This window comes from Paraburkholderia hospita, from assembly GCF_002902965.1.
Classification (GTDB): domain Bacteria; phylum Pseudomonadota; class Gammaproteobacteria; order Burkholderiales; family Burkholderiaceae; genus Paraburkholderia; species Paraburkholderia hospita.
Map to the genome: position 1 here is coordinate 516743 of NZ_CP026106.1, position 14716 is coordinate 531458.

A 14716-nucleotide genomic window follows, 5' to 3' on the forward strand; every position below is an offset into this window, starting at 1 on the left:
AGGGGCACGGTACGATGGTGGCCCTGAAGCAGCTGTTAGTCTCTTGACCTCGCACACATCGTTGATGGGCGCAGCCCTGTGAATATGCCCCATAGGAGTAACCCATGCCGTCCGAGCACGCCGATGTCTTGTCGCAGGTACTCAAGCTGATTCGCCTTCGCGGAGATCACGTTTTCCACGGCGAGCTGGGCAGTTCCACTGAAGTGATTTTTCCGCCAGGGCCGGCAACGTTTTTGCATCTGCGTGCCGGCGAACTGTCGGTGTCTCAATGCAATGGCCCCTCCGTGACGCTGCGGTCAGGCGACTTCGTTCTTTTGCCACATGCAGACGGACATACGATTCGAAGCGGGCCGAGCAGGAAAGCAAGTCAACGATTCGAGGCGGCGGTGGACTTTACCTCCAGCAGAGATGCTCAGACGTTCAAATGGGCGGCTGACGACGGCATGGCAGGATCCTTTCTCGCAGGATCATTCTATTTTGACGGGGCCCCATTACGCTCTTTGCTCACCGGGCTTCCCGGGCTGATTCATCTGACATGCGACAAAGTCAGCGAGCCCCCCTGGCTGGCCTCTATCTCGCATTTCCTGGATGTGGAATCGCGTAGCGCCGGCCCAGGGTCATCGCTGATGATCTCGCGGCTTATTGATCTGCTCGTTATCCGCACCTTGCGGATGTGGGTCAGCCAGCAAGGCGATCGGGTCGGCTGGCTGTCCGGACTGAGCGACGAACGCGTCGGCCGTGCGTTGAATGCAATGCATCTGGAACCTGACCGTGCATGGACGGTCTCGGCGCTCGCCGAGACGGCGATGATGTCGCGATCGATGTTCTCGGATCGCTTCACGGCGGTGGTGGGGCTTCCACCGTTGCGTTATCTGACACGCTGGAGATTGACCATCGCAGCAGACTTGCTACGCGGAGGGACCTTGAAGGTGACCGAAGTGGCCCACGGTGCCGGCTATGGTTCGGAGGCTGCCTTCAGTCGCGCCTTCAAGGAGGAGTTTGGCTATCCACCGCGTGACGCGCATCGAATCGCACAGACCGGGGCCTTTGTCGCGCGAAGTTCGGAACTCCTTTGACAGTCCTTTTTTACACTGTTGGCTAGATACGTCGGTTGAAACTGTCATTGCGGCAGTTTCGTTTCAATGGCATCGCGCCGGTCCCCAGGCGACACCGATCTGCCCGCTTGTCCGAGTGCGTCGATCGTACGATAGATCATGCAAATCGGACGCCGAGATATGGTCAGTCTCGGATTCGTTCTTTAGAGTGGATAGCCAAGGTCGTCCGGTATCTGAATCGGAGGAAAGGCTCTCACGCACTATGGCTCGGATCTCTCATGCTCCGGCAGCTTGCAATAACACTTCTCGTTGCAACACCCACGCTTGCGTCATGCGTCTGGATCGGACGCTGGAGTGCGGCCGCCAGCATCACCGTCGTATAGGTGGCGTGAAGGCCGGGCATGCCGCGATGCGTAAGTCACGTCGGCTGATCTCGGGCAATTCGTCGATCTGGTGCCGTTCAGTTCCGCCCTAACATAGTAGTGTTCTGGATTCCTAAACGGAATCGAGAGATCGAGGCACGCCACGGATCTTTCAAATCCAGGTTTCAATTCACGACATCGGCACCGATGTCTCTTCAAGGAAGCAATGTAGATGAAACTGCTCCTCGCTGTTCTCGCCATGTCAGCATTCGCGTTTGGTACCGGTGCGATGGCTGCGGAAAAGCCCCCCATCGTTCTGGTCCACGGCGCTTTCGAAGACGCCCAGGTCTGGGGTCATGTCACATCCAGGCTTCAAACCGACGGCTTTAAGGTGGTGGCTGTTGATCTGCCAGGGCGTCCGGGCGCGCCAGCCACACCGGACAAAGTCAGCCTTGACCTCTATCGTGACACCGTGGTCGCAGCGCTGAACAAATCCCATCGCCCGGCCGTCGTGGTCGGTCACAGCTTCGGCGGCATCGTCATCGCCGACGCCGCGGAAACGGCACCGAAGAAGATCAAGACTTTGGTCTTTGTTGCTGCCTACCTGCCGCAAGACGGCGACTCGCTCGTTTCAATGGCCAGTAAGGACGCCGACGCCAAGATCGGCCCGCACCTGCAGATCGATAAGGAAAAGGGCATTGCCTCCATCGAATATCCGGCACGTGCCGATCTGTTTTCCAATGGAGGTCCTGACGAACTACGCAAGGCAATCCCGGATCTGATCCTGGATGAACCCGTCGGCCCGCTGGCTACGCCTGTGCACGTGACTTCCCCCAACTTTGGTCAGGTCGACAAGGTCTATATCCACACAGCCATGGACCAGGTCATCAGCCCCTCGTTCCAGGCCGAGATGGTTGCCGCCACCCCCGTGAGAGCCGAGTACTCCCTGCCGACCGGTCATACGCCGTTCCTCACCGATCCCGACGGTCTGGCAAAGGCGATCGAGGCCGCTGCGAAATAGGCGGCTTACGGTTGGTCCGGGAAGCGAAGGCAGGGAGGCTTCGTCATCCCGCGCTTTGCCTTCGAGTGTGTTGCTCTGGGCAGAGGGCTGCAATATCCGGGCTTCCGCGCACCGTCCTGCAGGCCGCTCTTCGATGGTCTGTGCCGGGATGCTCTTTCCAATAGAAGTGTACGCGTCCGTTGTCTTCGACAATTTCTCTTGCTTTCAAAAGGCAGAACCGATATGTCCCGTCTTCAGATACCCGCCACGATCGCAGATGCACCCTCTGCTTCTCAGCCCTTCCTGGAGGCCGTCAACAAGAAACTGGGTGTTGTACCGAATCTGTTTCGTCTGATGGCCAACAGCCCCGCGGCGCTAGAGGGGTACCTCGGTCTGGCCGGAGCCTTGGCAAAAGGCGCACTTCCAGCACAAACCGGCGAGCGTATTGCTCTCGCCGTCGCCGAAATCAACGGCTGCGACTATTGCATGTCGGCGCACAGCTATTTAGGAAAGAACGTGGCGAAGCTTGACGATGCGGAAATGTCCGCCAATCGAAATGGCGGCTCGAATGAACCAAAGGCCGCCCCTGCCGTGCAGTTCGCCGCGAAGGTCGCGCGCGAGCGTGGCCGCGTATCCGACGAAGATCTGCGCGCCGTCAAGGAGGCTGGCTACACCGATGCGCAGATCGTCGAGATTGTCGTGCACATCGCACTGAGCGTCTTGACGAACTACGCCAATGTCGTTGCAAATACGGAGATTGACTTTCCCGTAGTGCGTACACATCAGGGCCTGAAGAACGGGACTCGCACGCTTCTCGATACGTGATGCGTTGACCGAACTGATCGATTGCGTCAATGTGTTGTAAGCAGGACAACCATCCGCAAGCGTATCGAGCCTCAACCGACGAACGTCGTTCGCTGTATCGGACGGTTGAGCTCACTGCATCGCGCTAATTTCATCAGGCCAAATCCATTTCCTCTTCACGTTAGGTTGAGCACGGACATGAACGTATTCGAACGCCTCGCGCAAGCGGGCCTAAAATTGCCATCGCCCATCAACCCACTTGGGTCCTATCGAACGGTTTCCGTTTCGGGGAATCAACTGTATGTATCGGGGCTCGGCCCTTTCGAGGATGGCAAGCCAATCGTCGGAATGGTCGGCCGCGATATTTCTCTGGAAAAGGCTCAAGACGCGGCGCGCCTAACGATGCTCATGATCCTGGCCTGTGTCGAACAGGCCTGCGGACTCGACAACGTCCGGCGATGCAGCCGGCTAACAGTTTACGTGCGTGCTGAACAGTCGTTCACCCAGCATCCGCAAGTGGCCAATGGCGCCAGTGATCTGTTGCTGACGCTGTTTGGGCAAGACAATCTGCCGGCTCGAAGCGCGCTGGGAGTGCATTCGTTGCCGATGGGCATCCCGGTTGAGATTGACAGCATCTTTGAGTTGAAGGGGTGACGGGCATGGCTCGACGCCGCGCAAATACGAGCGCAATGACGCGAAATCCGCATCCGCGATGGGCCGTGATTGTGTGTGCTACCCATGCTGTGCGTTCTAGACGGCTGGCAGTTTTGCGGCGTATATCGGACCGTTGGCGTTTCGCTGGACGATGACCGCTCAGGGCCCGAGTCCGGCCACCCGATCGAATCCTGCGGTGGCAGAGGCCATAGCTATTGCACGCTCGCCTGGCCTTTGGGATCTGCCTCCTGCTTCAATGCACCGCTGATCCACCTTTCTTCCGAAGCGCGGAGGTGCGCTCGCATCGCCGTTTGCGCGGCGATGGGGTCGCCCGCCTGCAAGGCCCTTAAGACCTCTTCGTGTTCCTGTACAGCTGCTGTCCAGGTCTGTGCACTTTCTGTGTGGCCACGCATGGCGGCCGCAATCGGATCATGGCGGCTGTCGAATAACTCTCCGACAAAGCGGCTCAGGACGGAGTTGCCAGCTGCTTCGGCAATCAACATGTGGAATTGCCGGTCTGCCTCGACGGGCGACTTGCCCGCCGCCGCCAGCCGGCGCATGCGTTCGACCGTACGACGCAACCGGTCGAGCATTGCGGCGGTCATCCGCGCCGTGGCAAGAACGGTGACGCTGCCCTCTATCGCCGCGCGGGCCTGCATCAGCTCGGACGGACTGTCGCCAAGGGCGCCGATCGACTCGACGTCGTTCGAGCCTCCGCTGCGCACATAAACCCCCGACCCCATCCGGATTTCGATCTGACCGCCGATTTCCAGAGCGATGAGCGCTTCGCGTAGCGACGGACGTGACACGCCGAGCTTCAGCGCCAGCTCCCGCTCAGGCGGCAGCCGTTCGCCTGGCGGAAATTCCCCTTTGCGAATCAACGCGATGATCTGGGTGGCAACGGATTGGTAAAGCCGCTTGGGTTCTGTCGATTTCATGACGCAGGTTGTTGCCCGTATCTGAACGGCGCCGGTGCCGTTCGGCCGAGTCTAACACATGGGCTTCGACGGGCTCCAAGCCCCGCCACAGCAGGGATCTGTGCCGGCAATAGGGTAAACGATGGTGGTAAGATGAATATCAAAAATCCATATTGGCTTGACCAAATGATTCCCGCGCGGTTTAATTCGACCAAATTGGACTGACCGCCGCGCAACGACAGGTCGGCTGCCTGACAGGAGACGCAATGAAGATGCATTCCGAATCGCCCCGCGATGCGGCCGAATGCCGGGATCACGCTGACGGAGCGATACTCAGGCTGGAGGGTATCGGCAAGCGTTTTCCGGGCGTCGTCGCCCTGGAAGGCATTCATCTCGATTTGCGCTGTGGCGAGGTACACGCCATCTGCGGCGAAAACGGCGCCGGAAAATCCACGCTGATGAAAATCATCAGTGGCCAGTATCAGCCGGACGAAGGCGTCATTCACTATCGTGGCGAGCCGACCCGCTTCGCATCGACGTCACATGCACAGGCCGCGGGTATCGCGATCATCCATCAGGAGCTCAACCTCGTACCGCATCTGACGGTCGCGGAAAATCTGTACCTCGCACGCGAACCCAAGCGTGGACCGTTTGTCGACTCGCGCAAGCTGAACGCCGATGCGGCCCGCTGCCTGGCACGTGTCGGCCTCAACGTGTCGCCGGCGACGCCGCTCGGCGCACTGTCAATCGCCCAGCAGCAGATGGTCGAGATCGCCAAGGCGCTGTCGCTCGATGCGCATGTGCTGATCATGGACGAGCCGACGTCGTCGCTGACGGAATCGGAAACGGTCCAGCTTTTTCGCATCATCAAGGAGTTGCGGGCAGCAGGTAAGGCAATCCTCTATATCTCGCACCGCCTCGACGAAATGGCTCACATCGTCGATCGCGTGACCGTGCTGCGGGATGGCCGCCACATCTCGACCGACGATTTTTCGGCACTAAGCGTGAATGACATCGTCGCGCGCATGGTTGGGCGCGCTCTGGACGATGCGTATCCGCCGCGTCAGTCGAAGCCGTCCGACGTCGTGCTGCTCAGCGTGCGCAACCTCAGGCGCGATGACGTATTCGGCCCCGTCTCATTCGACCTGCGCCGCGGGGAGATCCTCGGCTTCGCGGGCCTCATGGGGGCAGGGCGCACTGAGATAGCACGCGCGATATTCGGAGCCGACAGGATCGACGACGGAACCATTGCGCTGCACGGCCAGACGGTGACGATACGCTCGCCGCGCGAAGCGATCCGTCATGGCATTGCTTACCTGTCGGAAGACCGCAAGCAGGACGGGCTCGCTCTCTCGATGTCCGTCGCTGCGAACATCACGCTGGCGAATGTGCGAGGCGTTTCATCGCGCAGCGGCTTTCTGCGGTTTGGCGAAGAGGCCGCCATCGCGCGGCGTTACGTGCAGGACCTGGCCATTCGCACACCATCCGTCGACCAGGTCGTGCGCAATCTCTCGGGCGGTAACCAGCAGAAAGTCGTCATCGGCAAGTGGCTCTACCGCGGATCAAAAATCCTCTTCTTCGACGAACCTACGCGCGGTATCGACGTGGGTGCGAAGTTTGCCATTTACGGCCTGATGGATCGCCTTGCGGCAGACGGCGTCGGTGTCGTACTGATCAGTTCGGAGTTGCCGGAACTGCTTGGAATGACGGATCGGATAGCCGTATTCCACGAGGGACATCAGACGGCGCTTCTCGAGACGAAGCGCACCAGTCAGGAGGAAATCATGCACTTTGCTTCGGGGCACACACATGCTTGAAATCACATCCGAACGAACCCAGGAGGCCGTCGACCGCACCGCGGCACGCAGGCGTCGCCGCGATCTTATCCAGAAGTTTGCGGCACTCGGCAGTCTGGTAGCACTCGTCATCGCGTTCTCGATAACGAGCGGGGCGTTTTTCTCGGTTGGCAACATGATGACGGTCAGCCTGCAGGTGACCTCCATCGCCTATCTTGGTGTCGCAGCAACCTGCGTGATCATCACGGGCGGGATCGATCTTTCGGTAGGTTCCGTGCTTGCACTCGCGGGGGTCACGGCGGCGCTTCTGGTGAAGTCCGGCGTGCCCGTTCCCGTCGCGATGCTCGGCGGTGTTCTCGTTGGAGCGGTGTGCGGCCTGGTGAACGGAATCTGCGTGACACAGATGGGCTTGCCGCCGTTCATTGCGACGCTGGGCATGATGCTCGTCGCGCGAGGCCTCGCGCTGCAGATTACGGGTGCTCGTCCTGTTTCCGACCTGGGCGATGCGTTCGGCGCGCTCGGTAACGGCGCGCTATTCCGCATCTCTCACATCGGTCCCGATGGCTTCCCGGACACCACATTTCCCGGCATTCCGTATCCCGTTGTGATCATGGTTGTGCTGTTCGTTGCGGGGTCGATCCTCCTTTCGAAAACGTCGCTTGGCCGTCACATCTATGCAGTCGGCTCGAATGCTGAAGCAGCGCGTCTGTCTGGCGTCAACGTCCGGGGCGTCACGCTCTTCACCTATGTGCTTTCAGGCGTGCTCGCGGGCGTCACAGGATGTGTCCTGATGTCGCGGCTCGTGACGGGACAGCCAAACGAAGGCGTCATGTACGAACTCGACGCCATCGCGAGCGCGGTAATCGGCGGGACGTCGCTGATGGGCGGTGTGGGAACGATATCCGGCACGGCCATCGGCGCATTTGTGATCGGTGTGCTTCGCAACGGTCTGAACATGAACGGGGTATCCAGCTTTATCCAGCAGATCATTATCGGATTGGTGATCCTCGGTACGGTGTGGATCGACCGGATGCGAAGCCGCAAGTAGCAACAAGAAGACTATCAACCACGCGAGAAAGGAGCGAGACATGCGCAAATGTTATCTACTGGCAGTATCGGCCGTTATGGTGATGGCCACGACGGGGGCATACGCCGCGGGTGGCGAGATCGCCGTGATCGTAAAGACCGTCAACTCCAACTATTGGCAGAACGTCCAGAAAGGCGCGAAAACCGCCGTTGGCGAAGCCAAGGGTTACACGATGACTTTCCAGGGACCGGCGGCAGAATCGGCCATCGCGGACGAAGTCAACATGGTTGAGAACGCTGTCAACCGGAAGGTAGCGGGAATTGTCCTCGCACCGTCTGACCCGGACGCGCTCGTCCCCGCAATCAAGAAAGCATGGGAAGCCCACATACCCGTCGTGCTGATCGACTCGTCGCTGTCAGATGCCGGCAAGCAGTATTACCAGTCGTTCCTCTCCACTGACAACGAGAAAGCCGGGGAAATGTGTGCAAAGGCGCTGATTGATCGGGTCGGGCAGAACGGAAAGATCGCGATCATGTCTTACGTGCCCGGTGCCGGGTCGGAGATCGGACGGGTGGGCGGATTTCGCAAATACATCGAAGCGCACTCGAAACTGCAGATCGTAGGCCCGTACTACTCGCAGTCGCAAATGGCCACCGCACTCAATCAGACAACCGACGTGCTTTCAGCGAATCCCGACCTGAAGGGCATTTTCGGCGCAAACGAGCCGACCGCCGTTGGAATGGGACGCGCGCTAAAACAGACCGGGAAGGCCGACAAGCTGGTTGCCGTCGGGTTTGACGGGAACCAGGATTTGCAGGATTTTGTGCGCGGCGGCACGATTCAGGCCATAGCCGTTCAGGGATCCTATCAAATGGGATACAAGGGCATCCAGACGGTCGTGAACGTCATCGAGCATAAACCTGTCCCCAAGCAGGTCGACACGGGCGTCGTATTGGTCGACAAGCAGAACCTCGACTCACAGGATGCCAAAAACGTCTTGTACTGATGCGCCTGCGGACCTGCAGCGAGCGCGTGTCGGCTCGAAGCGGTCCGTCCGCTACGGTATATGCCATGCACGCCCCTGGTCTATGAACGCAAATGAAATACGAGTCTTGCCACGCAGTGGGCTCAAGCTGAGCGCCCTCGGCCTCGGCTGTTCCCAGCTTGGTGGACTTTACAGTCCGATGTCATCGATGGATGCGACGGCGCTGATCGATGCAGCGTGGGCGGCAGGCCTGCGCTATTTCGATACGGCGCCGTACTACGGCTACACGCTTTCTGAGCGGCGCGTTGGAGATGCACTTGTGCGGCGGGACAGGGACGCGTTCACGTTGAGTTCGAAAGTCGGCCGCCTGATGCGGCCCGATGCAAGCGTGCTATCTGGTGACGACGGCTGGGCCGAACCGCTGTCTTTCCGGCCCACTTTCGACTACAGCTACGATGGCATCATGCGTTCCTACGAAGATAGCCAGCAGAGGCTGGGTATGCCGCGTATCGACATCGTCTACGTGCATGACATTGGCTCGATGACGCATGGCGAGCGTCACGCGAGCTACTGGAACCAGCTGGTTGCGGGCGGCGGGTTTCGTGCCCTTGTGCAATTGCGCGAGAGTGGCGGGGTCGGTGCGATAGGTCTCGGCGTGAATGAGTGGGAAGTCGCTTCAGACGCGATGGACGAGTTGCCTATCGACGTCATTTTGCTCGCAGGGCGTTACACGCTTCTCGAACAGACAGCGTCGGTACCGTTGCTTGACCGCTGCGCGCGGGAGCAGACGGCAATCGTCATCGGTGGCGTTTTCAATTCAGGCATCCTTGCCGGGAACGGAAAATTCAACTATGCGGACGCCCCTGCCGAAGTCATCGAGAAGGTCCGGCGGCTGACTGCGCTATGCGAGCGTTTCGGCGTTTCCTTGCCGGCGGCCGCATTGCAATTTCCATTCGCTCACCCGTCAGTCATGTCATGCGTGGTGGGCGCGCGCACTGTGTCTCAATTGCAGCAGAACATAGCGTGGCTCGAGCAAGGCGTGCCCGAGGAGTTTTGGATCGCACTGCGCAATGAAGGGTTGGTCGCCGCCGCTGCGCCGCTTCCCAACCGGAAAATGTGATGCAACCCGTCGATGGTCATCAGCGCCTCTGGTGTGGGAGCGAGCGGGCAGGTTATTGGTCGCCTCCCGAGCTTGAGCCAATATGCCATGACGTCCGTCTCGATGGCGTGGCGTCCTTGCTCGCGTCGACCTGCATCGGGAGCAGGGGGGGCGCGCGGTCTCTTCCAGCCGCCAGGGACACGCAGTATTTGCTCCACATCGCCGAAACGACTACGACGGCGTTGACGGTTCCATAAACATGACTAAAAGGACATCACCATGCTTAGCGTGATTTGCGAATCCCCGGGCGTCTTGCGCGCACAGGAGCGGGAGCTACCCGTGCCGGCGAAGGGCGAAGTGCTGTTGCGCGTAAGCCGCGTCGGAATTTGCGGTACCGATCTGCACATCTTCACTGGGACCCAGCCCTATCTTCAGTATCCCCGTGTAATGGGGCATGAACTCTCCGCAGTCGTCGTCGAGGCAGAGCGCGCCTCCGGGCTTGCCGCCGGCGACGGTGTCTATGTCATGCCGTATCTGTCGTGTGGGAACTGCATCGCGTGTCGCCAGGGCAAAACTAACTGTTGCGTCAACATAAAGGTGCTGGGAGTGCATAGCGACGGTGCGCTCACCGAATATCTCTGTGTGCCGGCAGAGTTCGTTCACAAGGCCGAAGGCGTGACGCTCGATCAGGCTGCCATGCTGGAATTCCTTGCAATAGGGGCCCATGCCGTGCGGCGCGCAGACGTTCAGGCGGGGCAGCGCGTGCTGGTGGTCGGAGCCGGCCCTATAGGCATGGCCGCAATGATCTTTGCGAAACTTCGCGGCGCGAACGTGACCAGTCTCGACACGCGTGCCGATCGTCTTTCGTTCTGTGAGAAAGAATTGCGTGTGGACGCGGTGGTCACTGTCGGCGACGATGACACGGATCAACTCGCGCGACTGACCGACGGCGAATTTTTCGACGCCGTTTTCGATGCAACGGGGAACATCGATGCGATGAACCGCGGGTTTGGCTTCATCGCCCATGGCGGGAAGTACACGCTTATTTCGATCGTACCGGGTACAGTGGCCTTTTCCGATCCGGAGTTCCATAAGCGCGAAGCAACCTTGCTCGCGAGCCGCAACGCCACCGCGCAGGACTTTGAGACTGTCCTGGAAGCAATGCGGGCGGGGCACATTCCCGACCAGGCGCTCAACACCCACCGAATGCAGCTTGCGGATGTTCCAGCCGAGTTTGCGCGCCTGCTCGAACCTGGGCAGACCGTCGTGAAGGCACTTGTGGAGTGTTGAACAGTGAGGGCAATGCATGCAGGGCAGGTGGCGCAATGAGCGAACCCATACTCCAGTTTGGCACAAGCCGGTTTCTCCTCGCGCATGTGGCCTTGTTCGTATCGCAGGCGCTTGAGCGTGGAGACGCGATAGGCGGAATCGCTGTTGTGCAGACCACCGGGAATCCGTCGAGTCGCGCGCGCGTAAGTGCTCTCTCGCAAGCGGGTAAATATCCCGTCAAAATTCGCGGCATAGAAGCGGGCGGGGTCATCGATGACCTGATCGAATGCCATGCTGTACGCACCGCATGGGCTGCCGATCAGGATTGGCCCGCGATTCGTCGAGCGACGATAGAACACGTGCGGGTCATCGTATCGAACACGGGGGACGCAGGTTATTGCCTCGACGAACGCGACTCGGCCGCGCTGTTGAGCAACACCGACCAGGTGCCGCGCAGCTATCCCGCCAAACTGCTGACATTGCTCCATGCACGCTGGCGCGAGCGTCCCGGCGCCAGCATATCGATCTTCCCGTGCGAGCTAGTGGCTAGCAACGGCGATACGCTGCGGGACGTCGTGGTCGGTCTGGGGCAGCATTGGGCGATGCCAGAAGAATTTCTCGATTACCTGAAGCACGAATGCGTATGGGCTAACTCTCTGGTAGACCGGATCGTCTCGGAGCCCATCGATCCCGTTGGCGCAGTAGCAGAGCCTTATGCTCTGTGGGCCATCGAACGACGCACGGGCCTCGAGCTGCCATGTGTGCACAAGGATATCGTGCTCACCGATGACCTCCGAAGCTATGAGTGGCTGAAGCTGTTCTTTCTTAATCTCGGTCATACCTGGCTTGCGGATCAGTGGCTCAGCGAGCACCGGAATCCGGGTGAGACAGTGCTCGAGGCAATGACAGATGTGCGGCTTCGTGACGGAATCGAAGCGGTGTGGCAGGAAGAGGTGCTCGAGGTGTTTGCCGCGATGGGACTGCGAGGCCGCGCCGAGACGTACGTTGCGAGCGTGCGCGAGCGGTTCTTGAACCCTTATCTGCATCATCGGATCGCAGACATTGCGCAACATCACGTTGAGAAAGTGCAGCGTCGGATAGTACCGCTCATCAGGCTAGCGGATTCTCTCGAATTGCGGGGATTCCAGCCGCGCTTGCGAAGCACGCTGGCGAGGCACGGGCTGGCAGAGGCAGCGTAGGTGGGCCGGAAATCATGAGGAAATAGACGCTTATCGTCCGTGACGATGACAGCATGGCTTTGGCACTCCGGGCGTTGGACACCGATGTGTCAGTTGAAGCCGCGGTCATTGCATGAAGTCGCCCACATGCTGTGCCCAGAGGGCGGGACGCGTCATGGGGAAATGGCCAGGCGACGACGGCGTGCCCTGCTGCACTACGTACCGGCCCTGTGGTAGTTTCGGAGCGAGTTTATCGAGGACCTGTAGCGTGTCTGATTAAACTCGTCGTCTGAAAAATTCAGGGCAAAGAGCTTGGCCTTGATGGCAGGAAGCGCCGGCTCGGGATCGTAGCTGAATGATGACCTGAGCGAATAAAGGATGTCATTCGGATCGACGTGCTCAGCCTGGAAGCGGGTGGTTGCGAGGAACTTGTCGGCCGCTGCGCCATCTGGAATTTCCTGCTGCAGCGCGGAGGCACTGTCGATCATCATCCGAAGTATCCGGAAGCCGTCGATCCACCCGCGCGGTGTTTGCGTGTAATCCCCGTTCTTCCAATCCGGATCGGAGCGGATCGCGTAGATCACCATGCGCCGCCACAGCAGATTGCGTCCCGAGACCGAAATCGGTAGCGAGACCACCGGCATCACGCCGTCCATCTTGTCGGGATACGCTTCGGCCCATTGCCACGCATTCATGCCGCCCATCGACATGCCGAGAATCGCATGCAGATGCGCGATGCCCAGCATTTCAGTCACCAGCTTGTACTGGAGATCGACGATGTCGCTGTAATCGTAGTTCGGAAATTTCGCCTTTAGAGAATGACTAGTTCTCACTGGACAGCTGACCCTCCGCGCATTTCCGCATCTCCTTTGTCGCGCGATCCGCGTTTGTCCGCGTCTGGCCACGCGGACATGGCAATGTCGATCATGCTGCCAAGCTCTTCACCCGATGCGCCCGCCTGCGGAAGATTCAAAACGGCCTGCAAGACGCCGAGATAGTACCAGGCAAAGGCGTCCACATCGGTCTCCGGCGCAACTTCGCCGTTCGCCATGCCTTCCCGCAGTAGATCGGCGAAGATCTGGCGCTGCCGTGCGACACCAGCAAGTGCTGTCGTCTTTCCCGCCGCTGCAAGATCCAGCAGTTCGGCAGTACTTCGCGACAACAGGCAGCCGGCCGGCCGTCGCGATGCTGCCGGCGTCGGCAAAAAATCCCGCAGTATTGCTGCCACGCTTCCCCGCGCAGAGTCCACGCGGGCTGAACTCATCCGCCGTAGCACGCGCTCGGTGTAGACCGCCATCGCATCGCGGAACAAGCCGTCCTTGTCGCCAAACCGCTGGTAAAGGCTGGAGCGCGATAGGCCGGTGGCTTCCGTGAGGTCATTGATGGACGCCGTCGCATAGCCGTGACGCCAGAAAACGTCGATTGAAGCAGCGATAACGGCGGCCTCGTCGTATTGGGGTTTCCCACTCATAAATCTTCCCGTTGACAAGTTGGAACGATTGTTCCATCATTCTTGGACTGATCGTTCCATCATACATCAAGGAGTCGACATGCTCAATCAGACAGCCTATGCATCGCGCCCCATGCGCATAGCCGTGGCAGGGGCGACCGGCCGCGTCGGCAGTACGTTAATCGATCGATTGGGCACGGATCCCGTCGATGTCGTCGCCCTCACTCGCCAAAGCGCTACGGCGCAGTTTGCGCCGAACGTCACCGTCGCGACGGTGGACTTCGACCGACCCGCAGCGCTCGCCGACGCACTTGTCGGCGTCGACAAGGTCTTCGTGGCACACGGCACATCCGCCAGGCAGGTGGAGAATGAAATTGCGCTCATCGATGCTGCCGTCGCCGCGGGGGTACGCCACATCGTCAAGCTGTCCGTCATGGGACCCGCAACGCAGCTCAACCCATTCGCCTGGCACATGCGGATCGAAGCACATCTGGCGCGCCAGCCAGTGGCGTCGACCGCGCTCAGGCCGACGACGTTCGCCGACGTGCTGAAGCGCGCCGGCGCGCCGGTTGCTGCCGGTAATTGGGCCGGTGCGGCGGGCAATGGAGTCGCCAATTTCATCGATACGCGAGATGTTGCCGAAGCGGCGCGCATTGCGTTGCTCGAAGACGTTCCCGACGGATCGCAGCGGGCGTATCACCTGAGCGGGCCGCGGAACTGGACGATGCAACAGGTTGCTGAGGAGTTATCTCGACTGCTCGGACGCCGTGTCGTCTACAACGACCGGTCGCCCACGGAACATCGCGGGGCCTTGCTCGCGAGTGGCCAGCCGCCGCTGGTTGTTGACCTGCTTCTTGGCCTGGATAGGCTTTTTCGTGAATCTGCACTCGCGGAGACCACGGCGACTTTCGAAAAATTGACGGGCAAGCCCCCGCGTTCATTGTCTGAGTGGCTGCGTGAAAACATTACGCTCTTCCAGTGACACGTATCAGCGTTCACACCGGGATGCGTTCTAGCGGTGAGAATGCGGCGGTTTGTAGTCGGGTTGCAACGGCTGGAGGTTCCCGTCGTCCGGCCGTTCTCCTTCGCAAATACGGGCATATGAGACTAACCATGACTA

At 59.9% G+C, this 14716-nt stretch carries 14 protein-coding genes; 11 read left to right on the forward strand and 3 right to left on the reverse strand.

Annotated features, from left to right (window positions below; all coding sequences use genetic code 11):
- Positions 1-104: 104 nt before the first annotated feature.
- The 4 genes from C2L64_RS20735 to C2L64_RS20750 all read left to right on the forward strand — a co-directional run bounded on the left by C2L64_RS20735 (position 105) and on the right by C2L64_RS20750 (position 3875).
- Positions 105-1076 (forward strand): AraC family transcriptional regulator, encoded by a 972-nt coding sequence (locus C2L64_RS20735; protein ID WP_009770581.1) that lies wholly within the window; start codon positions 105-107, stop codon positions 1074-1076.
- A 573-nt stretch (positions 1077-1649) separates the two neighbouring features.
- On the forward strand, positions 1650-2438 hold the full coding sequence (locus tag C2L64_RS20740; RefSeq protein ID WP_086908920.1) for an alpha/beta fold hydrolase: 789 nt from the start codon (positions 1650-1652) through the stop codon (positions 2436-2438).
- Positions 2439-2660: 222 nt separating this feature from the next.
- On the forward strand, positions 2661-3242 hold the full coding sequence (locus C2L64_RS20745; protein ID WP_039902344.1) for a carboxymuconolactone decarboxylase family protein: 582 nt from the start codon (positions 2661-2663) through the stop codon (positions 3240-3242).
- Between the two features lie 177 nt (positions 3243-3419).
- The gene (locus tag C2L64_RS20750) at positions 3420-3875 is read left to right on the forward strand and encodes a RidA family protein (RefSeq protein ID WP_009770578.1); all 456 of its coding nucleotides are present in this window, start codon (positions 3420-3422) and stop codon (positions 3873-3875) included.
- A 212-nt stretch (positions 3876-4087) separates the two neighbouring features.
- Here C2L64_RS20750 and C2L64_RS20755 read toward each other — a convergent pair whose 3' ends face one another.
- Positions 4088-4813 carry a FadR/GntR family transcriptional regulator gene (locus tag C2L64_RS20755; RefSeq protein WP_009770577.1) on the reverse strand — a complete coding sequence of 242 codons (726 nt, stop codon included), beginning with the start codon at positions 4811-4813 and terminating at the stop codon, positions 4088-4090.
- A 245-nt stretch (positions 4814-5058) separates the two neighbouring features.
- Here C2L64_RS20755 and C2L64_RS20760 point away from each other — a divergent pair, with 245 nt between their 5' ends.
- From C2L64_RS20760 to C2L64_RS20785, 6 genes are all read left to right on the forward strand, one after another.
- A complete protein-coding gene (locus C2L64_RS20760; protein WP_009770576.1) occupies positions 5059-6609 on the forward strand; it encodes a sugar ABC transporter ATP-binding protein in 1551 nt (516 codons plus the stop codon).
- Entirely contained in the window at positions 6602-7636 is a 1035-nt protein-coding gene (locus C2L64_RS20765; RefSeq protein WP_009770575.1) for an ABC transporter permease, read from the forward strand. The genes C2L64_RS20760 and C2L64_RS20765 overlap by 8 nt, the downstream gene beginning before the upstream one ends.
- A 76-nt stretch (positions 7637-7712) precedes the next feature.
- Entirely contained in the window at positions 7713-8621 is a 909-nt protein-coding gene (locus C2L64_RS20770; protein WP_407671837.1) for an ABC transporter substrate-binding protein, read from the forward strand.
- 82 nt (positions 8622-8703) lie between these two features.
- Complete coding sequence (locus C2L64_RS20775; protein WP_039902342.1) at positions 8704-9720, forward strand: aldo/keto reductase; 1017 nt, start codon at positions 8704-8706, stop codon at positions 9718-9720.
- A 258-nt stretch (positions 9721-9978) separates the two neighbouring features.
- On the forward strand, positions 9979-10989 hold the full coding sequence (locus C2L64_RS20780) for a zinc-binding alcohol dehydrogenase family protein (RefSeq protein ID WP_009770571.1): 1011 nt from the start codon (positions 9979-9981) through the stop codon (positions 10987-10989).
- A 35-nt stretch (positions 10990-11024) separates the two neighbouring features.
- A complete protein-coding gene (locus tag C2L64_RS20785) occupies positions 11025-12167 on the forward strand; it encodes a mannitol dehydrogenase family protein (protein WP_009770570.1) in 1143 nt (380 codons plus the stop codon).
- Between the two features lie 194 nt (positions 12168-12361).
- On the opposite strand, the gene C2L64_RS20790 is transcribed toward C2L64_RS20785, so the two are convergent.
- Together C2L64_RS20790 and C2L64_RS20795 are read right to left on the reverse strand one after the other, a co-directional pair.
- The gene (locus C2L64_RS20790; protein WP_009770569.1) at positions 12362-12979 is read right to left on the reverse strand and encodes an alpha/beta fold hydrolase; all 618 of its coding nucleotides are present in this window, start codon (positions 12977-12979) and stop codon (positions 12362-12364) included.
- Positions 12976-13617, reverse strand: coding sequence for a TetR/AcrR family transcriptional regulator (locus C2L64_RS20795; RefSeq protein WP_009770568.1), 642 nt, complete (start codon positions 13615-13617; stop codon positions 12976-12978). The genes C2L64_RS20790 and C2L64_RS20795 overlap by 4 nt, the downstream gene beginning before the upstream one ends.
- 79 nt (positions 13618-13696) lie before the next feature.
- On the opposite strand from C2L64_RS20795, the gene C2L64_RS20800 reads away from it, so the two are divergent.
- Positions 13697-14578, forward strand: a complete 882-nt coding sequence (locus C2L64_RS20800; protein ID WP_009770567.1) for an NmrA family NAD(P)-binding protein — start codon at positions 13697-13699, stop codon at positions 14576-14578.
- The last annotated feature ends 138 nt before the right edge of the window (positions 14579-14716 follow it).

What these genes read in the sequence shown, in the direction of transcription:
- C2L64_RS20735 (WP_009770581.1), top strand. Translation starts at nt 105, where the DNA reads ATGCCGTCCGAGCACGCCGATGTCTTGTCGCAGGTACTCAAGCTGATT.
- C2L64_RS20740 (WP_086908920.1), top strand. Translation starts at nt 1,650, where the DNA reads ATGAAACTGCTCCTCGCTGTTCTCGCCATGTCAGCATTCGCGTTTGGT.
- C2L64_RS20745 (WP_039902344.1), top strand. Translation starts at nt 2,661, where the DNA reads ATGTCCCGTCTTCAGATACCCGCCACGATCGCAGATGCACCCTCTGCT.
- C2L64_RS20750 (WP_009770578.1), top strand. Translation starts at nt 3,420, where the DNA reads ATGAACGTATTCGAACGCCTCGCGCAAGCGGGCCTAAAATTGCCATCG.
- C2L64_RS20755 (WP_009770577.1), bottom strand. Translation starts at nt 4,813, where the DNA reads ATGAAATCGACAGAACCCAAGCGGCTTTACCAATCCGTTGCCACCCAG.
- C2L64_RS20760 (WP_009770576.1), top strand. Translation starts at nt 5,059, where the DNA reads ATGAAGATGCATTCCGAATCGCCCCGCGATGCGGCCGAATGCCGGGAT.
- C2L64_RS20765 (WP_009770575.1), top strand. Translation starts at nt 6,602, where the DNA reads ATGCTTGAAATCACATCCGAACGAACCCAGGAGGCCGTCGACCGCACC.
- C2L64_RS20770 (WP_407671837.1), top strand. Translation starts at nt 7,713, where the DNA reads ATGGTGATGGCCACGACGGGGGCATACGCCGCGGGTGGCGAGATCGCC.
- C2L64_RS20775 (WP_039902342.1), top strand. Translation starts at nt 8,704, where the DNA reads ATGAACGCAAATGAAATACGAGTCTTGCCACGCAGTGGGCTCAAGCTG.
- C2L64_RS20780 (WP_009770571.1), top strand. Translation starts at nt 9,979, where the DNA reads ATGCTTAGCGTGATTTGCGAATCCCCGGGCGTCTTGCGCGCACAGGAG.
- C2L64_RS20785 (WP_009770570.1), top strand. Translation starts at nt 11,025, where the DNA reads ATGAGCGAACCCATACTCCAGTTTGGCACAAGCCGGTTTCTCCTCGCG.
- C2L64_RS20795 (WP_009770568.1), bottom strand. Translation starts at nt 13,617, where the DNA reads ATGAGTGGGAAACCCCAATACGACGAGGCCGCCGTTATCGCTGCTTCA.
- C2L64_RS20800 (WP_009770567.1), top strand. Translation starts at nt 13,697, where the DNA reads ATGCTCAATCAGACAGCCTATGCATCGCGCCCCATGCGCATAGCCGTG.